26 protein-coding genes and 1 tRNA gene are annotated in these 24504 nt (G+C 56.2%); 11 read left to right on the forward strand and 16 right to left on the reverse strand.

What is annotated here, in order from left to right:
- Positions 1-27 precede the first annotated feature (27 nt).
- From gpt to fabI, 3 genes are read right to left on the reverse strand one after another with little or no spacing between them, the layout of a single operon-like run.
- Positions 28-531, reverse strand: coding sequence for a xanthine phosphoribosyltransferase (gene gpt / locus ACXJGX_RS13665; RefSeq protein ID WP_474782609.1), 504 nt, complete (start codon positions 529-531; stop codon positions 28-30).
- 23 nt (positions 532-554) lie between these two features.
- Positions 555-1169, reverse strand: a complete 615-nt coding sequence (locus tag ACXJGX_RS13670; protein WP_474782611.1) for a LysE family translocator — start codon at positions 1167-1169, stop codon at positions 555-557.
- Between the two features lie 3 nt (positions 1170-1172).
- Complete coding sequence (gene fabI, locus ACXJGX_RS13675; RefSeq protein WP_474782883.1) at positions 1173-1979, reverse strand: enoyl-ACP reductase FabI; 807 nt, start codon at positions 1977-1979, stop codon at positions 1173-1175.
- A gap of 153 nt (positions 1980-2132) precedes the next feature.
- Between fabI and pdxH the strand changes: the two genes are divergently transcribed.
- The 7 genes from pdxH to ACXJGX_RS13710 all read left to right on the forward strand — a co-directional run bounded on the left by pdxH (position 2133) and on the right by ACXJGX_RS13710 (position 9419).
- Positions 2133-2738 (forward strand): pyridoxamine 5'-phosphate oxidase, encoded by a 606-nt coding sequence (gene pdxH / locus ACXJGX_RS13680; protein ID WP_474782884.1) that lies wholly within the window; start codon positions 2133-2135, stop codon positions 2736-2738.
- A 115-nt stretch (positions 2739-2853) separates the two neighbouring features.
- On the forward strand, positions 2854-3381 hold the full coding sequence (locus ACXJGX_RS13685; RefSeq protein ID WP_474782613.1) for a cold-shock protein: 528 nt from the start codon (positions 2854-2856) through the stop codon (positions 3379-3381).
- Positions 3378-3854, forward strand: a complete 477-nt coding sequence (locus ACXJGX_RS13690) for a DUF192 domain-containing protein (protein ID WP_474782615.1) — start codon at positions 3378-3380, stop codon at positions 3852-3854. The genes ACXJGX_RS13685 and ACXJGX_RS13690 overlap by 4 nt, the downstream gene beginning before the upstream one ends.
- A gap of 41 nt (positions 3855-3895) precedes the next feature.
- A tRNA-Pro gene (locus tag ACXJGX_RS13695) sits at positions 3896-3972 on the forward strand.
- Between the two features lie 538 nt (positions 3973-4510).
- Positions 4511-8131, forward strand: a complete 3621-nt coding sequence (locus ACXJGX_RS13700; RefSeq protein WP_474782617.1) for a vitamin B12-dependent ribonucleotide reductase — start codon at positions 4511-4513, stop codon at positions 8129-8131.
- Positions 8132-8145: 14 nt separating this feature from the next.
- On the forward strand, positions 8146-8406 hold the full coding sequence (locus tag ACXJGX_RS13705) for a hypothetical protein (RefSeq protein WP_474782619.1): 261 nt from the start codon (positions 8146-8148) through the stop codon (positions 8404-8406).
- A 227-nt stretch (positions 8407-8633) separates the two neighbouring features.
- Positions 8634-9419, forward strand: a complete 786-nt coding sequence (locus ACXJGX_RS13710) for a TIGR00266 family protein (RefSeq protein WP_474782621.1) — start codon at positions 8634-8636, stop codon at positions 9417-9419.
- Here the strand turns inward: ACXJGX_RS13710 and ACXJGX_RS13715 are convergent.
- From ACXJGX_RS13715 to ACXJGX_RS13755, 9 genes are all read right to left on the reverse strand, one after another.
- Entirely contained in the window at positions 9416-9835 is a 420-nt protein-coding gene (locus ACXJGX_RS13715) for a cupin domain-containing protein (RefSeq protein ID WP_474782623.1), read from the reverse strand. The genes ACXJGX_RS13710 and ACXJGX_RS13715 overlap by 4 nt on opposite strands.
- A complete protein-coding gene (locus tag ACXJGX_RS13720) occupies positions 9832-10416 on the reverse strand; it encodes a GNAT family N-acetyltransferase (protein WP_474782625.1) in 585 nt (194 codons plus the stop codon). The genes ACXJGX_RS13715 and ACXJGX_RS13720 overlap by 4 nt, the downstream gene beginning before the upstream one ends.
- Positions 10417-10499: 83 nt before the next feature.
- Complete coding sequence (gene eno / locus ACXJGX_RS13725; protein WP_474782627.1) at positions 10500-11777, reverse strand: phosphopyruvate hydratase; 1278 nt, start codon at positions 11775-11777, stop codon at positions 10500-10502.
- A gap of 42 nt (positions 11778-11819) precedes the next feature.
- Complete coding sequence (locus ACXJGX_RS13730) at positions 11820-12710, reverse strand: DMT family transporter (protein ID WP_474782629.1); 891 nt, start codon at positions 12708-12710, stop codon at positions 11820-11822.
- A gap of 307 nt (positions 12711-13017) precedes the next feature.
- Positions 13018-13431, reverse strand: a complete 414-nt coding sequence (locus tag ACXJGX_RS13735) for a Fur family transcriptional regulator (RefSeq protein WP_474782631.1) — start codon at positions 13429-13431, stop codon at positions 13018-13020.
- A gap of 69 nt (positions 13432-13500) precedes the next feature.
- Complete coding sequence (locus tag ACXJGX_RS13740) at positions 13501-14469, reverse strand: CorA family divalent cation transporter (protein ID WP_474782633.1); 969 nt, start codon at positions 14467-14469, stop codon at positions 13501-13503.
- Positions 14459-15310, reverse strand: coding sequence for a PhzF family phenazine biosynthesis protein (locus ACXJGX_RS13745; RefSeq protein WP_474782635.1), 852 nt, complete (start codon positions 15308-15310; stop codon positions 14459-14461). The genes ACXJGX_RS13740 and ACXJGX_RS13745 overlap by 11 nt, the downstream gene beginning before the upstream one ends.
- Complete coding sequence (locus tag ACXJGX_RS13750) at positions 15307-16557, reverse strand: cation:proton antiporter (protein ID WP_474782637.1); 1251 nt, start codon at positions 16555-16557, stop codon at positions 15307-15309. The genes ACXJGX_RS13745 and ACXJGX_RS13750 overlap by 4 nt, the downstream gene beginning before the upstream one ends.
- 58 nt (positions 16558-16615) lie before the next feature.
- Complete coding sequence (locus ACXJGX_RS13755) at positions 16616-17413, reverse strand: GNAT family N-acetyltransferase (protein WP_474782639.1); 798 nt, start codon at positions 17411-17413, stop codon at positions 16616-16618.
- A gap of 45 nt (positions 17414-17458) precedes the next feature.
- Between ACXJGX_RS13755 and ACXJGX_RS13760 the strand changes: the two genes are divergently transcribed.
- Positions 17459-17602, forward strand: a complete 144-nt coding sequence (locus ACXJGX_RS13760; RefSeq protein WP_474782641.1) for a hypothetical protein — start codon at positions 17459-17461, stop codon at positions 17600-17602.
- On the opposite strand, the gene tyrS is transcribed toward ACXJGX_RS13760, so the two are convergent.
- Entirely contained in the window at positions 17599-18852 is a 1254-nt protein-coding gene (gene tyrS / locus ACXJGX_RS13765; RefSeq protein ID WP_474782643.1) for a tyrosine--tRNA ligase, read from the reverse strand. The genes ACXJGX_RS13760 and tyrS overlap by 4 nt on opposite strands.
- A gap of 63 nt (positions 18853-18915) precedes the next feature.
- Between tyrS and ACXJGX_RS13770 the strand changes: the two genes are divergently transcribed.
- Together ACXJGX_RS13770 and ACXJGX_RS13775 are read left to right on the forward strand one after the other, a co-directional pair.
- The gene (locus ACXJGX_RS13770) at positions 18916-20025 is read left to right on the forward strand and encodes an anhydro-N-acetylmuramic acid kinase (RefSeq protein WP_474782645.1); all 1110 of its coding nucleotides are present in this window, start codon (positions 18916-18918) and stop codon (positions 20023-20025) included.
- Between the two features lie 213 nt (positions 20026-20238).
- Positions 20239-20859, forward strand: coding sequence for an outer membrane protein (locus tag ACXJGX_RS13775; protein WP_474782647.1), 621 nt, complete (start codon positions 20239-20241; stop codon positions 20857-20859).
- Positions 20860-21074: 215 nt separating this feature from the next.
- Here ACXJGX_RS13775 and ACXJGX_RS13780 read toward each other — a convergent pair whose 3' ends face one another.
- From ACXJGX_RS13780 to soxR, 3 genes are read right to left on the reverse strand one after another with little or no spacing between them, the layout of a single operon-like run.
- Entirely contained in the window at positions 21075-22136 is a 1062-nt protein-coding gene (locus ACXJGX_RS13780) for a bifunctional transcriptional activator/DNA repair enzyme AdaA (protein WP_474782649.1), read from the reverse strand.
- A gap of 50 nt (positions 22137-22186) precedes the next feature.
- Positions 22187-23362 (reverse strand): pyridoxal phosphate-dependent aminotransferase, encoded by a 1176-nt coding sequence (locus ACXJGX_RS13785; RefSeq protein WP_474782651.1) that lies wholly within the window; start codon positions 23360-23362, stop codon positions 22187-22189.
- Between the two features lie 31 nt (positions 23363-23393).
- Positions 23394-23837: a redox-sensitive transcriptional activator SoxR gene (gene soxR, locus ACXJGX_RS13790; protein WP_474782653.1), complete on the reverse strand. Its 444-nt coding sequence runs from the start codon at positions 23835-23837 to the stop codon at positions 23394-23396.
- Between the two features lie 76 nt (positions 23838-23913).
- On the opposite strand from soxR, the gene ACXJGX_RS13795 reads away from it, so the two are divergent.
- Positions 23914-24462, forward strand: coding sequence for a VOC family protein (locus tag ACXJGX_RS13795; RefSeq protein ID WP_474782655.1), 549 nt, complete (start codon positions 23914-23916; stop codon positions 24460-24462).
- Positions 24463-24504 lie beyond the last annotated feature (42 nt).

Raw genomic sequence — 24504 nt, forward strand, 5'->3', positions numbered from 1 at the left:
GCGCGGTCATCGCAAGGCTGTCGCGGTTCAATCTTTGCCGCGGTAAGGTTCGACATATTGCAGGGCCATATCCCACGGAAAGAATATCCATGTGTCCTGACTGACTTCGGTGATGAAGGTGTCGACCTGCGGGCGGCCTTTTGGCTTGGCATAGACCGTCGCAAATTGTGCCTTGGGGTACAGCTTGCGGACAAGTTCAAGCGTTTTGCCGCTGTCGACAAGGTCATCGACGATCAAAATGCCGGTGCCATCACCCATAAGTGCGGCATCGGGCGCTTTTAGTATTGTCGCTTCAGAGCGGTCCTGATGGTCGTAGCTTTTGACGCTGATCGTATCGACCGTGCGAATATCAAGTTCGCGCGCAACGATCATCGCCGGGGCCATGCCACCACGTGTAATGGCAACCACAGCTTTCCAAGCGCCTTCATCGGGGCCCAGTCCATCCAACCGCCACGCCAGTGCCCGGCTGTCGCGGTGGATTTGATCCCAGCTGATGTGAAAACCTTTTTCGTGGGGCAGGCGGTCCGTCATGGTGGTGTTCCTTTTGGCGTCGTTTAGGTTGCGGCAATCTTAAGGCCCAAAAGCGCGAGTGTCGCGCCGAACGCACGGTCAATGAGTGTCTTCAGGCTGATATAACCGCGCTTGGTGCGTTCGAGGGAAAAGATGCGCGCGACAAGAATATTCCATATGGTTTCATTCAGAAAGACGGCCGTCAGGATGGCGCAATAGGCCAGCGGACCGGTTTCTGCGGGTACGGTTCCCAGAAAAATCGCGCTGAAAAGAACGGCTGGTTTCGGATTGGCAAGCTGCGTGACAATGCCCAGCCGTAATGCGGAACCAAAGCTGCGCGGCGGGGTGTCGTTTGCACCAAGGTCAAGCGGCGTATCTGCCGATTTCCACAGTTTCCATGCCATCCATACCAAATATGCCCCGCCTGCTACCTTTAGCGCGACCAGCAGCGCGGGCGCTGCCGCAAAGATAAAGGCCAACCCCGCCAATGCGAGTGCGGCCCAGATGACGCCACCGATTCCGATGCCAATCGCCAGCATCGCGCCGGTGCGCATCCCCTCTACGACGCCCGTGCGCGCAGACATGACCACCGCAGGGCCGGGGCTGATCGCGGCCAGAAGGTGCAAAAACCAGATCGTCCCGAAGCCCGCGAGGGTCATTTTTTATTCCTTTGTTATGTCAGGCGCATCAACCGCCTTCATCCCAACCACATGATAGCCTGCATCGACGTGCAAGACCTCGCCGGTTACGGCGCTGCTAAGGTCCGACAGAAGATAAAGCGCGGATTTGCCGACTTCTTCTTGGGTGACTGTGCGGCGGAGCGGCGAATTATATTCGTTCCACTTCAGGATCAGCCGGAAATCGCCAATGCCAGAGGCTGCGAGCGTTTTGATGGTGCCAGCGCTGATTGCGTTCACACGAATATTGTCTTTACCCAAATCTTCGGCAAGGTAGCGCACGGATGCTTCCAGTGCTGCCTTTGCAACGCCCATGACGTTGTAATGTGGCATCACCTTTTCTGCGCCGTAATAGGTCAGCGTCAGGCACGATCCACCATCCGTCATCATCTTTTCAGCACGCTTTACAACGGCTGTGAAAGAATAGACCGAAATATCCATCGACATCAAAAAATTGCTGCGGCTGGTGTCAACGTAGCGGCCGCGCAGTTCGTTTTTATCTGAAAACCCAATAGCGTGGACAACAAAGTCAAGCTTGCCCCAGCGTTCTTCAAGGCTGGAAAACAGCGCATCAATTGACGCTTCGTCACCAACGTCGCAAGGCAGAACAATGTCTGATCCTACCGATGCGGCAAGCGGGTCAACGCGTTTCTTCAGTGCATCGCCCTGATAGGAAAATGCCAGTTCTGCACCTGCGTCGGCGCATGCTTTTGCGATCCCCCACGCGATGGATTTGTCATTGGCAAGCCCCATGATAAGCCCACGTTTGCCTTGCATCAGCTGTGACGTCATCGCTGTCGTTCCTTTGTCTTCGTTCATCTTGCGTCATCACCGTTTAGGCGATTGGCATCCGCGCAGCAAGCGTTTGAACAAAGGTGTAAAAAGGTTGCCAGAACTATGGATTGCCCCTAAGCCTTGCGGGCGCAGGAATGTTGAGGAGCTATGATGGCGGACCGAGGGGGGATTTTTGCAGGAGACGACCCGTTTCAACTTGCCCAGCGATGGTTGGACACTGCAAGCGCGACAGAGGCCAGTGATCCGAATGCGATCGCATTAGCCACCGCAGATGACACTGGTTTGCCAAACGTCCGCATGGTGTTGCTCAAGGAGATTGAGCCTGACGCATTTGTATTTTACACAAACTACGAAAGCCGGAAGGCTGTCGAAATTTCTCATTCCGGTAAGGCGGCATTTGTGCTTCACTGGAAAACACTAGCCCGCCAAATCCGTGTTCGTGGATTAGCCAGCAAAGAAGACGGGCCGATCGCTGATGCGTATTATCAGTCGCGATCGCTCAAAAGTAAGCTTGGTGCGTGGGCGTCGCGCCAATCGCAGCCGTTGTCGTCACGGAGTGCGTTGATGGCAGAGGTTGCAAAGGTTACGGTTCAGCAGGGAGCGGACCCGGCGCGGCCGCCTTTCTGGGGTGGTTTTCGTATTGTACCTCTAGAGATAGAGTTTTGGTCAGATGGTGCGTTTAGGTTGCATGACCGGTTTCGGTGGTCACGAGAGAAAATAGATCAACCGTGGAAGATCACGCGGCTTAGTCCATAAATTTCGATCGGTTTGAAATTTATGTGTAGGGTGTCGCGTAGTTCCGGGTTGTGGTCGGGAAAAATATTGGTGGGTAGGCATAGTGAGTTTTGCCTGCCTTCGAGAGGAAGACGTAATGGAAACGCACGATGCGAGCAGCCAACGGCGTGTGAACGGACTGGTGAAATGGTTTGATCCGGCAAAGGGGTTTGGCTTTGTTGTGGCCAGTGATGGTGGTTCGGATATCTTGCTTCATGCAAACGTGCTGCGCAATTTTGGGCAGGGGTCCGTCGTTGACGGATCTGAAATTACCATCGTTGTGCAAGACACGCAGCGTGGTTTGCAGGCAATCGAAGTGGTGTCGATCACCCCACCGCATACAGAATCATCTGTCCCCCTTAAGGATATGGCGGAATTTACCCCACAAGACATCGCACAGCGAACAATAGAGCCCGCACGGGTCAAATGGTTTGATAAGGCCAAGGGATTCGGTTTTGCGAATATCTTTGGAAATAACGACGATGTCTTCATCCATATAGAGGTGTTGCGCAGATCTGGTTTGTCGGATTTGCAATCAGGCGAGGCAATCGGGCTGCGGCTGGTTGATGGCGAACGTGGTCGCATGGCCATCGAGGTGGTCGGTTGGGAAATCGCGGCGCGATGAAAACAGGCCTTTTTGTTTTTGCGCTGATCACTGTGGCGCAACCGCTTTGGGCCGCATGCGCCGATGACAAGGTCACCATCAGTGGTGATTGGGGGCAGGCGCATTTTTCCATCGATGTTGCGGACGATGTGGAAGAACGCGCGCGCGGTTTGATGTTTGTGGAACAGATGCCGACGATGTCCGGTATGCTTTTCATCTATCAAGAACCACAACGCGTCAGCTTCTGGATGCAAAACACATTGATTCCCTTAGATATGTTGTTTGTGGCTCCGGACGGAGAGATTCTCAAGATTCATGAAAATGCGGTTCCGCTTGATACCACCCCGATTCCCGGTGGCGATGGCGTCCAGATGGTTCTTGAGATTAACGGCGGGCTTTCAGCGCGTCTTGGCATCGCTGAAGGTGATGTTTTACAGCATCCCAGCTTCGGTGAAGCAGCAATTTTGAATTGCAGCGAAAAGAGTGACGATTAGGTCTTTTCAAATCAGTTCACTGGGGTTAGAGAAACCCTCGTCGGGGCGTAGCGCAGCCTGGTAGCGCATCTGTTTTGGGAACAGAGGGTCGGGAGTTCGAATCTCTCCGCCCCGACCATTCAAATCCACAAATTTGGAACTGAACGCCGGATCACCGTAAGGTGGCCGGTCGTTCCAATTTTGCGATGACGATCTCCATATAAAACCGGCAGCGACCCAGACCGACTTTTGTCGTTTCTTAACCTGGTCTGTGAATGTTTTTATCTAAGTCAGCCGCATATATGGGCTTTCCCGTTTTCATCCCTGTGGACAAGTTGGTGGATGAATCACTGCATAAAATTGCAGTTCGGCATATATGAGCCGTCAACTCTTTTAATCTGCATTTAGTGTTAAAAATTCGTTGACCCACTAGGGCTAGATGCGTCAGGTTGTGCGAGCAAATCAGCAGAACGCAAAATGTTGTGGTGGTGGGGCCGGGGCGGTTCAGCAAGCGGCAGTATGCCAATATGATAACTCAGTGCATTTCTGGATGTTCGCCAGGATCATTGGGAGCGGGTCTGGCGACACGTTTTTAAACGAAATGTGGGCGTCGTTTCCGCGATGAAAAATAGGTTTTGCTGCGGTCGCAGCATGTGCAGAAATATCAGGGGCAAAGAATGAAAATCGAGCGTAATTTCACTACTTCCGGTCAGGACGCATATGCGAATCTGGCATTTAAAACGACGACATCAGAGATTCGTAACCCTGATGGCACAATCGTGTTTAAACTGGATGATTGTGAAATTCCGAAAGGTTGGAGCCAAGTCGCGTCTGACGTGATTGCGCAGAAATATTTCCGCAAAGCGGGTGTGCCGTCCGCTGTGACCAAGGTCAAAGAAAAGGGTGTCCCTGAATTTCTGTGGCGTGCGGCCCCCGCAAAAGGTGCGACTTTCGGCGGAGAAACATCCGCCAAGCAAGTCTTTGACCGTCTGGCGGGCGCGTGGGCCTATTGGGGCTGGAAGGGCGGCTATTTCACAACCGAAGAAGACGCGCGCACATATTTCGACGAAATGCGGTATATGCTGGCGACACAACGCGCAGCGCCGAACAGCCCCCAATGGTTTAACACAGGCCTGCACTGGGCCTATGGCATTGATGGACCTGCGCAGGGTCACTATTACGTCGATTACCAGTCGGGCGAGCTGACAAAATCGACCTCGTCTTATGAACACCCGCAACCGCACGCCTGTTTCATTCAGTCTGTGGGTGACGATCTGGTGAACGAAGGCGGCATCATGGACCTTTGGGTCCGCGAGGCACGTCTGTTCAAATATGGCTCCGGGACTGGCACCAACTTTTCAAGCCTGCGCGCTGCCGGCGAATCGCTGTCGGGCGGCGGCAAGTCATCCGGTCTCATGGGGTTCTTGAAAATTGGCGACCGTGCAGCGGGCGCGATCAAATCCGGCGGCACGACACGCCGCGCGGCCAAGATGGTGATTGTTGATGCTGACCACCCTGACATTCAGGAATTCATCAACTGGAAAGTTATCGAAGAGCAAAAAGTGGCTTCTATTGTCGCGGGCTCCAAGATGCACGCGCGCTACCTGAATGCAATCTTTGCGGCGATTAAGGCGTGGGATGGCGAGGTAAAGGACGCGTATGAGCCGAAAGTAAATCCTTCGCTTGCGGCGGCGGTCAAAGACGCGAAACGTTCTGCGATCCCTGAAACATACATCAAACGTGTGCTGGATTACGCCAAGCAGGGTTACGAGAGCATCGAATTTCCAACCTACGACACCGATTGGGATTCAGAGGCATATTCGTCCGTTTCGGGTCAAAATTCGAACAATTCGATTCGCGTGACCGACGCGTTCCTGAAAGCTGTCGAAGATGATGCCGACTGGAAACTGATTAACCGTAAAAACGGTGAAGTTGCCAAAATCATCAAAGCCCGCGATCTTTGGGAACAAGTCGGCCATGCCGCATGGGCCTGTGCCGATCCGGGCATTCAATACCACGACACGGTAAACGCATGGCACACATGCCCTGAAGATGGCGCGATCCGCGGATCGAACCCGTGTTCCGAATATATGTTCCTCGATGATACTGCGTGCAACCTTGCGTCGATGAACCTGCTCAAGTTCTACAAGGACGGCGAATTCCAAGTCGAAGACTATATGCACGCCACGCGTTTGTGGACTGTGACGTTGGAAATTTCGGTGATGATGGCGCAATTCCCGTCCAAAGAAATCGCGCAGCGGTCGTATGACTTCCGCACGCTTGGTCTGGGCTATGCCAACATCGGCGGATTGCTGATGAACATGGGCTTTGGCTATGACAGCGACGAAGGCCGTGCGATGGGCGCAGCGCTGACCGCGATCATGACTGGTGTGTCCTACGCTACCTCTGCCGAAATGGCGGGCGAACTGGGTGCGTTCCCTGGATATGCAAAGAACGCCAAGCACATGCTGCGCGTCATCAAAAACCACCGTCAGGCTGCATTGGGCAAATCGACCGGCTATGACAAACTGGATGTGAAACCGGTGCCGCTGGACCACGCAAACTGCCCCGATCAACGTCTTGTCGCGCTGGCGATCGGCGCATGGGACGAAGCGCTGGAGCTGGGTGAAAAGCACGGCTACCGCAACGCCCAAGTGTCGGTGATTGCGCCAACAGGCACCATCGGTCTGGTGATGGATTGCGACACCACAGGGATCGAGCCTGACTTTGCCTTGGTGAAATTCAAGAAACTTGCTGGCGGCGGGTATTTCAAAATTATCAACCAGTCGGTGCCAGCCGCGCTTGAAAAGCTGGGGTATGGACCAGCGCAGATCGAAGAAATCATTGCCTATGCTGTCGGTCACGCGTCGATCGGGCAGGCGCCTGCGATCAACCACACCAGCCTGATTGGCCATGGCTTCGGCCAAGCCGAGCTGGACAAGATCGAAGCCGCCCTTGCTGCGGCGTTTGATATCCGGTTTGTGTTTAACCAATGGACCTTGGGCGAGGATTTCTGCACCAAAACGCTGGGTATCCCGGCCGCCAAGCTGAATGATCCGACCTTTGATCTGCTGCGCCACCTTGGTTATTCCAAACAAGACATTGAGGCAGCGAACGACCATGTTTGCGGTACAATGACGCTGGAAGGCGCGCCGCACCTGAAGCTGGAACACTACAGTGTCTTTGACTGCGCGAACGCGTGCGGCAAAAAAGGCAAGCGTTACCTGAGCGTTGATAGCCACATCTACATGATGGCGGCGGCTCAGTCGTTCATCTCTGGCGCGATTTCGAAAACCATCAACATGCCAAACGACGCGACCATCGAAGACTGTCAGAAGGCATACGAACTGTCTTGGTCGTTGGGTGTAAAGGCGAACGCGCTGTACCGCGACGGATCGAAGCTGTCGCAACCCCTTGCATCGGCCTTGGTCGAGGATGACGACGAGGCGGCGGAAATCCTTGAAAGCGGTACACCGCATGAAAAGGCGACTGTGCTGGCGGAAAAGGTGATCGAAAAGATCATCATTCAAGAGGTACGCAATCGCGAACGCGAAAAGATGCCACAGCGCCGCAAAGGGTACACCCAGAAAGCGATCGTTGGTGGCCACAAGGTTTACCTGCGCACGGGCGAATACGAGGGTGGCCAGCTGGGCGAAATCTTTATTGATATGCACAAAGAAGGCGCAGGCTTTCGCGCGATGATGAACAACTTTGCCATCGCAGTGTCGGTTGGCTTGCAATACGGCGTGCCGCTGGAGGAATTTGTTGATGCGTTCACCTTCACCAAATTCGAACCCGCGGGCATGGTGCAGGGCAACGACAGCATCAAAAATGCGACGTCGATCCTGGATTACATTTTCCGGGAACTGGCGGTGTCCTATTTGGACCGCACAGATTTGGCGCACGTCAAACCCGAAGGCGCATCATTCGATGACATCGGGCGCGGCGAGGAAGAGGGTGTATCAAACGTGCGCACCCCATCCGAGAGCGCTGCATCGCGGTCGCTAGAGGTGCTAAAGCAGATTTCGTCGACCGGATACCTACGCAAGCGGATGCCGCAGGATTTGATGATGATGCAGGGCACCGCAACCTTGGCACAACCATCGCAAACCGTTGTTGTGACAGCAAAATCGGAAACTGCGATCAGCACGGGAACCATCAGCATTTCCGCACGCGACAAGGCGAAAATGCAAGGTTACGAAGGTGACCCCTGCGGTGAATGTGGCAACTACACGTTGGTACGCAACGGGACTTGCATGAAATGCAACACCTGTGGCGGCACCTCTGGCTGTAGCTAAGAAAGAGACGACTGATGAACCTTGCTTTTGATATCGCCGGCCACACCTGCGTCGCACACAGCGTGACAATGCGCGGCCGCAGCCTTGAGGCCAGCTTTGAGACAGACGCGGTTGGTCCGCTGCTTGAGGCCTATGTGAACGGCAAAGCCGTCGCGTTTTTGGGAGTGTCCGGCATGCCCGTCGTCTACGCGGTCGAGACGTTCGCAAACGATAACAATGCCGGCTGCACGGCTGTGTTCTCGGTACACGGGTTGGGCACAGGGGCGGTGCACTAAAAGAGATCCAGGGCGGATGCGTTCGCCCTTGGCGCAGATCAGGCCGCAGGCAAAAAATCAGAGCGGTAATAAATAGTGAGCCTGATCAGCGAGACTACAGGGGGACTTCGGTCCCCCTTTTTTTGCGGCCAACTTTCGCCCAGCGGGCCAAAGGTAAGGCTTTCCAGCCTTTTGCCTGCGACACCACCACCTATATGTTTCCAAAAGAATTTAAGGGAGCATGAGCAATGCGTTGCCACGAAGTAGACTATGAAATTTTCGGCGATGACATGCAGATCGTCGAGGTTGAACTGGACCCGCAAGAGACGGTGATCGCCGAGGCCGGCGCCATGAACTATATGGAAGACGGGATCGGTTTTGTCAGCAAAATGGGCGATGGCACGACACCTACCAGCGGCATGATGGGTGCGCTGCTGAATGTGGGCAAACGCGTGCTGACAGGCGAATCTATTTTCCTGACCCATTTTTCGAACAACGGTCAGGGCAAGAAACGCGTCGCCTTTGCAGCACCTTATCCCGGCAAGATCATCGCTGTTGACATGTCCAAGGTGGGCGAAGAACTGATCTGCCAAAAAGATGCGTTTTTATGTGCCGCTTTCGGCACCACAACCGACATCGCGTTTCAGCGCAAGTTGGGCGTTGGGTTCTTTGGCGGCGAAGGCTTTATTTTGCAGCGGCTGCGCGGCGACGGAATGGCGTTTATCCACGTTGGCGGCACGGTGATCAAACGCGAATTGCAGGCAGGCGAAGTATTGCGCGTGGATACCGGCTGTATTGCGGCGTTCAGCAGCGGTGTTGACTACAATATCGAAAGGGCTGGCGGGTTGAAATCCATGGTATTCGGCGGCGAAGGCATTTTTTTGGCGACATTGTCGGGACCGGGGACCGTCTATTTGCAAAGCCTGCCATTTTCGCGGCTTGCTGACCGGATTTTGCGCGCCGCCGGGCCGGGTGGCCGCAAGGGCGAAGGATCGGTGTTGGGCGGTTTGGGTGACATGTTCGGCGACCGCTAGCGCGGAATGTCAAAGCCGGGGGGCGCAAGGGTGAATCCCGCAAAGTCGAACCCCGGCGATACCGTACAGCTGACCAATGTCCAGTCACCAGTTGTGCGCGCCGCTTGCCAAGTATCTTTGGGAACGATGATTTGCGGGGCTTGATCGTCCAGAACATCCGGCCCAAGAATGTGGTCGGCTGCGGGGCCGGCATCAGTTTCCGCCAGTGATAGCACAATCGGCGCACCCGCATGATAAAGCCATATTTCGGTCGCATCGACGCGGTGCCAATGGCTTGCCTCGCCGGACTTGAGCAGGAAATAGATGCAGGTGCCAGTGGGCCGCCCGTCGTTTTCGGCAACCCATGTCTGGCGGTAGAAACCACCTTCGGGATGCGGTTGCAGGCCTAGTTTGGCAATAATCGCGTCAGAGGTCATGGAAACACCGGAATATGCGGGCCAGCGCTGCGCGGCAAAGCCCCTGTAAGGCGCGGATCGGGCGCAATTTCAATCTCTTGCTTGATAGGTTCGAACCCGGCGCGTGTATAAAACCCAAGCGCCTGCGGGCTATCAAGCGTGCAGGTGTGTACGTGAAACCGGCGAATGGGTCGCGCAAAGGCCTGTTTGATCGCGTGGCCGATCATGGCGCGCCCAGCCCCTTTGCCAACCATTGCAGCGGTCAGCCCAAAGAAAGCCAGTTCGCATTCGCCCGCGGTCCGATGATCAATCTCGACCAAGCCGACGTCGCGGCCATCATTGTGCAGGGTCCAGAGTTCGTAATTGGTGTCGTGCAGGGTTTCCGCCAAAGCCTGATCGTTCAGCTGTAACCGTGAAAACCACAACCAGTCCTGGCCAACGGCCCGGAACATGTCGCGATACCAGTCCGGATCAGCCGCAGTGTGACGTTTGAAATTTGCCGATTCTTGCGGGGGCGGTGCAGGTGGCGCTGTCATCGCAAGGTGGGTGACAACGGTGGCGACCATGCCGCGCGAGACGGGGTGAAAACCGGGTTCTAACATTAGCGCAGTTTAAGCGGTTTTCGAAAACTCCGCAAAGCAAACAAAAGCCCCGCTTGCCAAAAAATGGAAGCGGGGCCGACTGTTTAGGCCTTTAGGATCGAACGCCCGGCATAGACTGCCGTTTCGCCCAGCATTTCTTCGATCCGGATCAGCTGGTTGTATTTTGCCAGACGGTCAGAGCGCGAAAGCGAGCCGGTTTTGATCTGGCCGCAGTTGGTTGCGACAGCGAGGTCGGCGATGGTTGCGTCTTCGGTTTCGCCAGAGCGGTGCGACATCACGTTGGTGTAGCGGGCGCGGTGTGCCATATCGACGGCTTGCAGCGTTTCGGTCAGTGTGCCGATCTGGTTGACCTTGACCAACATGGAGTTTGCGACGCCTTGCGCGATGCCGTCGGCCAGACGCACAGGATTGGTCACGAACAGATCGTCACCGACAAGCTGGATTTTGTCGCCCAGTTTTTCGGTCAGCAGTTTCCAACCGGCCCAGTCGTCTTCGGCCATACCGTCTTCGATCGAAATGATCGGGTAATCTGCACATAGCGCAGCCAGATAGTCGGCGTTTTCGGCTGATGTCAGCGATTTACCTTCGCCTTTCATCTCGTATTTGCCGTTCTCGTAATATTCGGTCGAGGCACAGTCCAGCGCCAGATAGATATCTTTGCCGGGCGTGTAGCCGGCCTTTTCGATCGCCTTCAGAATGAAGTCCAACGCGCTGCGGGTGCTTTCCAGCGCAGGAGCAAAACCGCCTTCATCACCGATCCCGGTGTTGTAGCCCGCGTTTGACAGTTCTTTTTTCAGGGTGTGAAACACCTCGGATCCCATGCGCACTGCTTCTTTGATGTTGGTGGCTGATACCGGCATGATCATGAATTCTTGGATGTCGATCGGGTTGTCGGCATGTTCGCCGCCGTTGATGATGTTCATCATCGGGACGGGCAGGGTACGTGCAGATGTGCCGCCAACGTAGCGGAACAGGGGCTGACCGGAAAATTCAGCGGCGGCTTTGGCCACGGCCATTGATACGCCAAGGATGGCGTTGGCGCCAAGGCGGCCTTTGTTCGGGGTGCCGTCCAATTCGATCATCGCCATGTCGATCCCGACTTGTTCGGTCGCGTCAAAGCCAAGGATGGCTTCGGCGATTTCACCGTTCACGGCGGCCACGGCCTCAAGAACGCCTTTGCCCAGATAGCGTGCTTTGTCGCCGTCGCGTTTTTCAACAGCTTCGTGCGCGCCGGTGGATGCGCCTGATGGCACGGCCGCACGGCCCATGGTGCCGTCTTCAAGGGTCACGTCGACCTCGACCGTTGGGTTGCCCCGGCTGTCCAGAATTTCGCGGGCGTGAATGTCGATAATCGTGCTCATCAAGAGGCTCCTTTGGGAGGGATATTAGCGGTGTTGCGCGTTCTATAACGCGGGTTTTGACGCAAGGGAAGTCCGACGCACCCGTGCTTCACGCCAGAGCGTATAAATACCGGACGTAACAATAATTGCGGCCCCAAGCAGCGTGAGCGCATCGGGATTTTCGTCGAAAACCACAAATCCGATGATCAGCGCAAAGACCAAACGCGTATAGCGAAACGGTGCAATCAGCGATATCTGTCCGATCCGTGTTGCGGCGACCAGCATGTAATATGCAACAACCCCGACCAAGACCGCCCCACACAGGCGCATAACGTTCACCGGTTCGGGCGCGATCATTGGCGCGCCGGTGACCCACATCACAATCGCACCGGTTGGAACCAGCACAAGAAAGGCATAGGTCGCGAGCTGGCGCGACGTGACACCCGGCGGAACCCGGCGCGTCGCAAGGTCGCGGATCGCCAATCCAATCACGCCCTGCACGGCAAACAGTGAATTTGCATCGAACCCATCCAACCCCGGCCGCAGCACCATCAGCACGCCACACAGCCCGATACAGACAGCGACCCAGCGGCGCCAGCCTACGGTTTCCTTAAGAAATAGCGCGGCACCGATTGTGACCACCAGGGGTGTGGCCTGCAAAATTGCAGATGCCGAAGAAATCGGGGTCAGTGCAACCGCCGTGATAAACCCGAGCGTGCCAAAGACTTCGCCTGCGTTGCGGATCAATACCGCCTGTTGCAAAAGGTCGCGCGACCAGAGCCTGTCCCCGTATGCCCAGGCGAGAAGCGCAAACAAAATTCCCCCCGCACCACCAAGCAAGATCAGGATTTCACCGACGGGCAGGGCGCCGGCAATAAGTTTGATAAACATATCCTCGAAGGCAAAGCCAAGCATAGCCGCCACCATAAGTGCGCTTCCGCGAATATTGTCCAAGGGGGTCTCCGGCTATGGTGCGTTAAGAGTCTGGCATACGCGGGCTATCGCGGGATGCAAGTGCTGTGCATGGAATGATTTGGAAAACTTTGCCACAAGCGCGGATGGCGCCTATCCAAACTGACGCGTCCCCAATGCCCAATCTGGATTTGCAGCCAAATGCGGGCGTCTGGTGGGGTGGACGTTAGTCGTCAATCAGGCACAACAAATTAAATCACCAAATCGGCCGACAACCCTGTGCGACGCAGAATGTCCCGCCGATGGCTGAACGTCATACGGTATACGAAGGTGCTAGGCTGATTGAGGTTCAAGATTTTTTAATTGGCACGGCATAAAGTTCAAGGCGGTGCCCCTTTAATTCATAGCCAAGTTTGGCCGCAATGCGCTCTTGCAGGGCTTCGATTTCGGGATCGACAAATTCGATCACTTCGCCTGAATGCATGTCGATCAAATGGTCATGATGGTCACGGTCCGCGGTTTCATAGCGCGCGCGCCCATCGCCAAACTCGTGTTTTTCCAAAATACCAGATTCTTCGAACAGTTTGACTGTGCGGTATACCGTCGCGAGCGAAATCCGCGGATCAGCCGACGAGGCGCGGTTATATAATTCTTCGACATCGGGATGGTCGTCTGCGGCCTCTAGCACACCGGCGATGGTGCGGCGTTGGTCTGTTAAACGCAGGCCGTGGGCCTCGCAACGGTCAAGGATTGTTTGTTTCATATCGCATCTCGGATTTTTACTGTGCCTTGATACCGCCGATGCCCCGCAGTTTCTACCCATAGCCGCCCGTTAGAACCATTTAACCCAGCGCAGGACACCATAGGTCGCAAGACCGATAATCGCCATAAGCGCGCACAGGATAGCAAAGGCATAGGGTGAATCCGTGCCGGGAACCCCGCCCACATTCACACCCAGCAGCCCGGTCAAAAAGCTGATCGGCAGGAAAATCGCGGCGACCACGGATAATGTGTAGCCATTGCGCGCGACTCGGGCCTCGTTTGTCATGTCGATATGCGACGACAGGGCGCGCAAGCGGTCGCGCACCTCTTCGACCTCTTCGACGGACCGCATCGCTCGATTGGCGGTATCGCGCAAGCGATTGCGCAATGTCGATGGGATCGGGCCAGTATGATTGGAAGCGAGCGCCATCAGCGCGTCTTTCATCGGGCCAATGTGCCGCCTTAACCGGATTGCGATACGTTGCAGGTTGAACAAGTCTGGTACTTCGGTCGCCTCGCCATCATAAACAAGGTCCTCCATCTGGTCCGTCTGCAGTTCAAGATCGACGGACACGGATTCGATGCGTTCGACCAAGCTTTCGGTGATGCGGGCGACCAGATGCGCAGAGCTAGGCGGGCAATCACCCGCAGTCATTGCGGCCCCGACTTCATCCATCGCAAAGACCCGCATCCTGCGAACCGAAACCACCAGATTACGCGTAATCCATAACCGCAGTGACACCATATCCTCAAGTTCGGCACCTTCGTTAAGGTTGATGCCCCGCAAGGTCAGCACAATTCCTTTTTCGTCGTCGTCCATATGCGGGCGCGTTTTGGCAGCAAGAATGGCGTGCGCGGCGCGGGGGGGTAAAGCCGCATCACACCAAGATTCAAGCGCGGGATCGGACAGGTCAAAATGCAGCCAACGGTATGCTATTGCGTCAGGAATTTGTGCGCTGATCGCCGCGGCGCGTGTGGCCTGACCGTCGGACGTCACATCAAAGGCATGCAGCGCGGTTGGCGTGTGATTAGTAGACAAGGTTGCCCTCCATGACGCGCCGGGCCTGACCGCTAATTGTGACGGGCACAGGGTCCAACATTTGCGTCGTCGCGATGATCAGCGAAGGTCGCCCGATTTGTGCACCTTGGGCAATGCGTAAATTTTGCGCGGCCTTCAGTTCTTCGGTCAGTAACGCGGCCAATGTTGCGGCGGCGCTGCCTGTTGCGGGGTCTTCGGGGATATTATCAAGGGGCGCAAACATCCGCGCTTGGATGTCGCTACCGCGGCGCACGTAAACGTAGATCGCAAAATCAAGTCCCCCAGGGTGTTTGCGCGCCCCTTCACGCAGCACGTCAATATTGGGGGCGCAGGTTGCAAGGCTTTCTGCGCTGTCCAGTTCTGCAATCACAAACGGCAGACCAAGGCTGGCTTGGACCGGGGCGTGGGTCGTGCTGTTGATAGACGATGCCGACAGCCCCAATGCGCGTGCGATCAGTTCGGGCGCGGGCGTGCTTAATCTTTCGAGCCGGGCGCTGGTGGTAAAAGATGCAAGGTCTCCCGCAAAATGACAGGGGATCGGGCCAACACCCAGTTCCAGAACCATGTTGCCGACGTGGCCCAGATCGCGCAGCGCAAAGGCCGAACCGATGGTGGGGTGTCCCGCAAAAGCGACTTCCATCGTTGGCGTGAAAATCCGCACCTTGGCGGTATGGGCGGCGTGTACCGGTGGATAGACAAACGTCGTTTCAGAAAAGTTGAACTCCTTGGCGATTTTTTGCAAATCGGCCTCAGGCAGCGCGGTTGCGTCCGGGATCACAGCAAGCTGATTGCCCCCGAACGGCGTGTCAGTGAACACATCATAAACAAGATATTGGATCATACGGGCAGCTCCGGTTCGCGGCCGACTTTTTCAGCCAGTTTTGCCACACTTAGCCCCTGCACGATGATGGAAAACACCACAACAACATACGTGGCTGTCAGAATGACGGGTTTCCATTCATTGTTTGGCAATGACAGCGCGAGCGCAACAGATATGCCACCTTTCAAGCCGCCCCATGTCATAATCGGGATCACACCGGCAGCAAAGCTACGGAACGGCTTTAGCATCAAAACCGGCACAGCGACGGCCGCCAAACGGGCAACTAAAGCAAGCGCGATCGACGCCACGCCCGTGACCAAGAAGCTGGCATTAAATGCGACAGCAAACACCTCGACCCCGATCATCAAGAACAGCACGGCGTTCAGGATTTCGTCGATCAGTTTCCAAAAGGCATCCACGTATAGCCGGGTTTCTTCGGACATGCCGTATTTTGTGCCCACGTCGCCGATCAGCAACCCTGCGCAAACGGCCATGATCGGGGCCGATACATGAAGATAAACCGCCAATTCATAACCGCCAAACGCCAGCCCTAACGTAATGAGCACCTCAAGCGAATAATCGTCAATCCGCCGCATCACACGAAATACCAGCCACCCCAGAACCAGGCCCAGGATCGCGCCACCAAGGGCTTCTTGCACGAACAGACGCATTGCTGCGGCGGCACCGCTGCCGTGGCTTTCACCGTGCGGAAACGCCAGCCCCATTAGGACCAAAAACACCACATAGGCAACGCCGTCGTTGAACAGGCTTTCGCCCGCAATCTTTGTTTCCAATGATTTTGGCAATTCGGCCTGCCGCAAGACACCCATCACAGCAACTGGATCGGTTGGCGAAATGAGAACCCCAAAGACGAGCGCCGTCAGCAGCGGCATCCCCGTAAGCCAAGAAAACCCGTAGCCAACAATGACCGTTGACAGCCCGATACCGATGGTGGCCATCAACATGACCGGCACCCATTCGCGTTTCAGGTCGGACACCTTTACGTGCAGCGCCCCCGCAAACAGCAGCAGCCCCAACATGCCTTCAAGCAAGGCATCCGAAAAATCGATGCTTAGCACGGTGCGGCGCACTGTATCCTCAAGCCCAAATCCGGGAACTGCAACGTCCAGAAGCATGACCACAAACGATGCGAGCAACGACACAATCAAGATCCCAATCGCCGATGGGAGCTTGAGGAAAAGATAGTTGATCGAACCGAAAACTCCGGCCAAGACGATCAAAAGCGATGTGATTTGCAGTAAAGTCATAGTGATCCCCAAAAGCGTTCACCAAGACTTAACAGGTGGTGCGGAACGGGGCTAGCGGTTAGGGGAACCGGATCCAGCTTCCGCCTAACGGATGTATCTTGGCACCACTGCCGATCTTGAAACGTGCAAGCCCCGGCGCTGATTGCGTATCGACGGTGCCAAGGTCAAGCCGCTGTACACCAACGCCCGCAAGATGCATCGCAGCGTCAATCAGCATCCGGTGGTGCGCCGCATGTGCCCGCCCGTCATCGTTCGTCCACCCAAGATGGTAGGTGGCACATGCCCCGTGCCGCAGGAATAACATACCCGCGACGATCACCCCATTCATGTCTGCCGTGCAGACCGTGACATCGTGGCGTGGGTAGGCATGGATCAGCGCGTGGGGAAGCGCGCGAAACCGTTTTTGTTTTTGCTGGGCAAGGTCTGCCTGCAAAAGCCACTGGTGCTTTGCAGGTGCAAACTGTGCATGCCTAATCCGAAGCGGAGTGTTTTGGGACCGTCGCCAGACATTGCGCCACTTGGCGTGCATGTGTGCGGCCATGCCATCGGCGTCCGCCGTAACCGTTAGTTCGGCCACATGGGCCGCTGTCATGATCCGTCGATACCCTGCGTCGCGCAACCCTTGCGCGTCACCACCGTTGCTGTTGATCAGATGCAGCTTTGCCATCCGCAGATCATTGGGTCTGGTGCTGTGTCCAGACAGCCAAACGGGTCCGCGCGCCACATAGTTGATGCCGTAGCGCCGTATCACCTGCACCGGGGCCGCGCCTGATACCGTGACGCTGTTCACCTGCACATCGATGTGGCGCAAGGCCCTGCCGAAATTCGGGTGCTGCTGGAGGGGCAAAAGTGTCATAGTGCCGTTAAGCCATTAGAAACCTAAGGCATGGTTAATGGCCGCATGAAAACGGTAAATAGATCAACGATCGCAGGGGTTCATGCCCCATCGCCGCGCCCCACAGTTTTGGGGGCGGCCATGGTGGCCGCCCTTGTCACAACCCCGGTCGGGGTTACGCTGTTTATTGTGGATTTGCTGTTGCTTTAGCCCAGTTGCACCAATGCGTGACGCTTTTTGCCCGCGCTCAGTTTGATCGGTGATGCAAGGGCCGCAGCATCGATGATCAGCCCGGGATTTTCCAGTGGCGCATCGTTCACGCGCGCGCCGTTTTCGCCAATCAGGCGCTTTGCCTCTTTCCCCGTGGCGGCAAGACCCGCGCGCACAAACAACTGGACGATCGAAATACCATCCGTCAATTCATCTACAGTTAGGGTCAGTGTCGGCAGATCATCCCCGACGCCGCCTTTTTCAAACACTTCGCGTGCGGTCGCCTCTGCTGTCGCAGCAGCGTCAGCGCCATGCAGCAAGGTCGTCACCTCATTGGCAAGAATGATTTTGGCCGCGTTGATGTCGGACCCTTCTAGCGCGCCCAGCCGGTCACATTCGTCGACTGGCAGCTCTGTGTAGAGTTTCAGGAAGCGGCCGGTATCAGCGTCAGTTGTGTTGCGCCAGAATTGCCAGAACTCATATGGCGACAGCATATCCGGATTCAACCAGACGGCGCCCGATTGTGATTTTCCCATCTTTTTACCGTCGGATGTCGTCAAAAGTGGCGATGTCATGCCAAAAATCTGATGGTCAAGCACCCGACGGGTCAGATCGATCCCGTTGACGATATTGCCCCATTGATCCGATCCACCCATCTGCAACAAGCACCCGTAACGTCGGTTCAGTTCAAGGAAATCATACGCTTGCAAGATCATGTAGTTGAATTCAAGGAACGACAGCGATTGTTCGCGGTCCAGCCGTGACTTGACGCTTTCAAACGACAGCATCCGGTTGATCGAGAAATGCCGCCCGATGTCGCGTAGAAAATCAAGGTAGTTTAGCCCGTCCAGCCATTCGGCGTTGTTGATCATCAACGCGCCAGTGGGGCCTTCGGAGTAATCAAGGTAGGCCGCAAAAACCTGCTTGATCCCGGCGATATTGGCGTCAATCTGCTCCGGGCCCAGCAGGGGGCGTTCATCGGCGCGGAAGGACGGATCGCCCACTTTTGTGGTGCCGCCGCCCATCAGCGTGATTGGCTTGTGTCCGGTCTTTTGCAGCCAGCGCAGCATCATGATCTGGATCAGCGATCCGACGTGCAGCGATTTTGCGGTCGCGTCGAATCCGATATAGGCCGGAATAGGGGTGCCTTGGGAAAGCGCATCGTCCAACCCTTGATAATCGGTACAGTCGGCCAGAAAGCCGCGTGTCATCATGACAGACATAAATTCGGATTTCGGATGGTAGGTCATTGGCTTGTTCCCGGGGTTTGCACGGTGCACTCTATACAAAGGTCACAGCGCGAGGGAAAGCGGATGTTGAAAACGGGAATGTTGCGCGCGCTTGGCACGATGTCAGGCACATCGCTGGATGGGGTCGACGCCGCGGTGATCGAAACCGACGGCGTGACCATCGGCGCGTTTGGTCCGTCCCTTTACCGGCCCTATACATCGCAAGAGCAAACAGTGCTGCGCGAACATCTGGGCCGTTGGCAAAGTGACGATGTGGATACCGCAGCCAGGATTGTTGAAGACGCCCATATCGCGGTGATGGCCCCGTTTCAGGGCGTCGATATCATTGGATTTCATGGCCAAACCCTTGCGCATGAGCCGCAGGGGCGCGGCACGCATCAGTGCGGTGATGGGCAGCGGCTGGCGGATGCCCTTGGGATGCCCGTGGTCTGGGACTTTCGCAGTAATGACGTCGCGCAGGGCGGGCAAGGTGCGCCTTTGGCGCCGTTCTATCACTTTGCATTGGCAAAATGGGTCCGCAGCAACGCGCCCGTGGTTTTTTTGAATTTGGGGGGCGTCGGAAACCTGACATGGGTCGATCCCCGCTATGATGATCCGGCAGATGCTGGTGCGTTGCTTGCGTTTGACACGGGGCCGGCAAATGCGCCGATCAATGACATTATGCTTAATCGACGTGGCATGGCATACGATGAAAACGGGCAGTTGGCGGCGACGGGTAAGGTTGATCATGACATCATCGCCGCGTTTCTTGAAAATCCTTATTTCGCACGCAGGCCGCCAAAGTCTTTGGACCGCGATGATTTCGCCTCGCTTGCTTCGGCAGTGGCTGGATTGCGCGATCCAGACGCCGTCGCCACATTGACCCACGCGGTGGTCAAAAGCGTGGCGCAAGGCGTCGCGGCCTGTCCTGCTGTGCCAGCGCGCGTTTTCGTCTGTGGCGGCGGGCGCAAAAACGCGACCATGATGCGTGCCTTGTCTGCGGAACTGCCCTGTCCGGTCAAAGCCATCGAAGACGTGGGGCTTGATGGCGACATGATCGAGGCGCAGGCGTTCGGGTTTCTTGCGGTGCGCGCGGCGCGGGGCCTAAGCCTGAGCGCCCCACTGACGACAGGAATAGCGCAACCCGAGTCGGGAGGACGATTTGCACAGCCCAAGGATTCTGTGCGCGGTTAACACCCCTGACCACGCAAGATTTGTAAAGGCCGCAAAAGTCACAGTGATGTGATTTTAAGTCATTGAAATTGCGCGATGTTTCGCCGATGTTTACCGAAAAGTTACTCTATTTTGCCCAATTTGTTCACAGCGCCGTGAGGTCCTATTGAACCTTTTCAAATGATGGGCAGTTGTATGAGCAGACGACAACATAAATCCGAATGGAGAAACAAAATGACGACGACTTTCAAAATGGTTCGCGCAGGTATCATCGCTGCACCCTTGGCACTTGCTGCTGGCATGGCATCCGCTGGCGGTTTGTCAGAGCCAATCATGACACCAGCGCCGACACCAGTTGCAGTCGCACCGGCGCCAATGCGCACAACCGGTGACTGGACAGGGTTCTATGCCGGTGGTCAGCTGGGTTACGCACAGCTTGATTCAGACGCGCTGCCAGAAGATCCTGAGGACATGACATACGGTGTTCAGGCTGGATACATGTACGACATGGGTAGCTGGGTTGTTGGTGGCGAACTTGACATCAATGGCACAGAAATCGAAAGCGGCACACCTGATGTTGCTGTTGACGCGATCACACGTGCAAAACTGCGCGTTGGTTACGATGCAGGCAACTGGCTGCCATACGCGACCGCAGGCGTTGCACAGGCACGCGTTTCGGGTGACATCGACGGCGAAGACACCGGTGCATTCGTTGGTCTGGGCGCTGACTACCGTGTAAGCGACAGCGTGATTGTTGGCGCCGAGGTCATCAAGCACCAGTTCGAAGATTTCGACGATTCCGGTGTTGATATCGACGCGACGACCGCAGCACTGCGCGTTTCATACAAGTTCTAATGTGAACCCCATTTGCCAAAACGCGTATTTATGTCCCTGAATACGTATGATGGCAAGGAGAGAGGCCCGTAGCGAAAGCTGCGGGCCTTTTCTGTTGATCCCATCCTGCATTTGACAAATGCGTCTAACGCGGGGCGGGACAGGTGCATACCGATATGCCGCGCTGTTGCGCCCAAGGAATGCAACATCCGTGCGCGATTGCGGCCCGAGGTTTGTTAAATTCCTGTCGCTTGTGCATATGATTTTTCAAGTTCGATCAAACGCTGTTTGCGCCACAGCCCACCGCCATAGCCGGTCAGCGCCCCATCTGCCCCGATCACACGGTGGCACGGGATCATGACCGCGATCTGGTTTGTGCCATTGGCTCGCGCCACCGCACGCGCTGCAGATGGTGCACCGATTGTCTGGGCCAGCGCGCCATAGCTGCGTGTTTCACCAGCGGGAATCTTGCGCAGTGCGTTCCAGACCGATCTGGAAAACGGGCTTCCATGCAGGACCAGCGGCACCGTAAAGGTTGCACTTGCGCCCGCGAAATACGCCCCGAGTTCGTTTTCGACCTGATCGGTCACAAGGGTGCGACCGACACCGATGCTGTCTTTGGTCATCGCGCGCAATTTTGCGAGCTCTGCAGGAAGCGCCTTGCGGTCAGCGAATTCCAAAAGATGCAACGCCTTGTTGTCACAGACGGCGATCATATCGCCGAGCGGGGTAACCAGATGGGTCGCGCGCAACATGGCGTCCGCTTTGAAACTGTTTGGCGCGGTCCCCAAAAGCTTTGCGAATGCCGCACGAAACGCGGAGGGGCTGTCAAATCCGGCATCAAGCTGTGCTTCGATGACTTTGCCCGATTCCAACGCCGTGAATCCATGCGCCAGCCGACGTTGGCGCGCCATATCAAGAAACGTCATCCCAAAATGCCGCTTAAAGCTGCGCCGCACGGTTGATGGGTCGAATCCGGTTTGTGCAATGGCATCCTCTGACCATCGCCGGCTTGGATCGGCATCAAGACGGGCCAGCAGTGCTGTGATCGTCGGATCACTTTGCGCGGCCGGGGTGACGGGGTGGCAGCGTTTGCATGGCCGGAACCCAGCCTGAATGCAGCCAGCGACATCGCTGAAAAAATGGCAATTTTCACGTTTGGGCTTGCGCGCCGGACAGGTCAGGCGGCAAAATATTCCGGTCGAAGATACGCCGACATATGCAGTCCCATCATAAGCCGGGTCGCGGGCCAGCAGCGCGTCGTACAGTGTATCGTCATCAGGTAAATGTATCATCATTGGGAAACCTTAGGTGATTCCCCCCGTGTACGCCGCCTAAAATCGGGCGTTTATTGTTTGGCCTGTGCGACGGCAAACGCGATGATCCGTTCGAGCGCGGCAACATAACGGGCGTCGTCAATCGTCATCGCGATCCGGATGTGTCCTGCGGCGGCCTGTCCAAAGCTTTCACCGGGCATCACGGCGATCTGCGCGGCATCAAGAAGCGCGTTGGCAAAGGCTTCGCCCGTCAGCCCGGTCGCGCGAATGTCCAGCATCAGATACATCGCACCTTGGGACTGCACCGCCTTCACGGTATCTTGCCCGGCCAACACATCCAGCGACAGCGCCCGGCGGCGGCGAAAGGGTGCGGCGACGGCGTCTTCGACGCGCGCGCCCTGACCAAGCGCGAATTCGGCCGCGTCCTGAATATAGCCAGCAACACCATAGGTTGTGTGGGTGGCGAGGTTGATCAGTTGGGCAATCACATGTTCCGGGGCGCAGATCCAACCGACGCGACTGCCGGTCATTGCATGGCTTTTCGACATTGATCCGACAACCAGCGTGCGATCCACCATGCCGGGTAGGGCGCGCGGGCTGATGTGCGGCCCCTCCCAGATTTGGGTGTCGTAGACTTCGTCCGAGATTAACCACAGGTCATGATCCCGACATGCAGCGGCAATGGTGGTCATCGTTTCAGCCGAGTAGACCGCGCCGGTGGGGTTGTTGGGGCTGTTAATCAAAAGCGATTTTGCGCCGGCAGCGGCGGTTTGCAACGCGGCGTGGTTGGGTTGGAACCCTGTTTCCGGTGTCGTGACAATCGGCTTGGGGATCGCGCCCACACTGCGGATCGTACCGGGATAGGTGACGTAATACGGGTCAATAAAAAGCGCGATATCGCCTTGATCACAAACAGCATTATGGGCCGCGAACAGGCCCGCCTGACCGCCCGGCGTCACCAGTATGTTGGCACCTGTGGTGGGTACACCTGTACGGTCGGTGAGGCGTTGCGCGATGGCCGCGCGTAAACTGTCGGTTCCCGGAACAGTGGCATAGCCCGTATGCCCGTTCATCGCGGCCTCATGCATCGCGTGAAGAATATCGGGATGTGTGCGCGTGTCATGTTCGCCGATATTCAGTTCGGTGACGTCAATACCGGCGGCGATCATCCGCCGCGCGCGGTAAAAGGTGTCCCAGCCGTCAGAGCCGCCACCGGTAATATGTGTAATGCGATCAGAAAGTTTCATGCCGCATGGGGATAACACGCGCCGCCCAAAGTCAACCCGGAAGCCGGGTCAAATTACGAGGCCCAGACCCATCACGCCCCCTGATGTCGGCGGGGTTATATAGCGCGCAGCTTTTTAGGCTTAGACATCCACACCCGATGCAGCCGTCAAGCTTATTGCGCAGTTCTTCTAGGGCCGCGATCCGCGCATCTATTTTTGTGCGGAAGGTTTTGCCGATCCGCGTCCAATCCGCCTTGTTTGGGGCTTTGTCGTCGGGCAGCGCATGCAGATGTTCCGCGATTTCACCGAGCGGAAACCCAAGGGTTTGCGCGGCCATGACGAACGACAGCCGCCGGATATCTGCCCGCCCATAGCGCCGGTGCCCGCCACTGTTTCGCAAGGGTTTGACGATCCCGTGGGTCTCGTAAAACCGGATCGCCGAGACGGCCAGACCGGTCCGGTCTGCCAAGTCACCGATAGATAATCCGCCTGTCATGAAAATAATCCTTGATCTCAAGTTAACTTGAGAAATTAGAACCGGAATTGTTCAGGTAATCCAGCGGAAAAACATAATGCATACCACCTACCATCGGTTTTTCGTGTCAGGGCAAGCCGCGGCCGCGCTGCGACGTGACGGGTTTGGTTGGGATCATGGCATGGAGTGTGTCGTGCTCCCTTGCGAGCGCAAACGCTGGTTTTTGATGGGCATCTTCAACTTTAAAAAGGATAATAAAATGAGCCGTTTAGAACATGTGAACATCACCGTATCCAATCCGAAATCGACCGCCAAAATGCTGGGCCATCTGTTTGGCTGGCACGTCCGGTGGGAAGGGCCAGCGATGGGGGGCGCAGGTTACACGGTACATGTGGGGGGCAAAGATAGCTATGTGGCGCTGTATTCCGGCGCTGGCGAACAAACTGTGCCCGCGGCTGACGCAAGTTACGCAACGCGCGGCGCGTTGAACCATATCGCGGTCGTTGTCGATGATCTGGGTCAGACTGAAGAAAAGGTGCGCGCCTTGGGATTTGAGGCCCATAGTCATGCGGATTACGAACCGGGGCGGCGGTTTTATTTCCATGACGCGGATGGCGTGGAGTTCGAAATCGTTAGCTACGCCTGATTGATTGTCCGGTTGACCCGCGCCGCTGCCGTGGCATTGTTG

Source organism: Yoonia sp. SWMV100 (genome assembly GCF_056108365.1).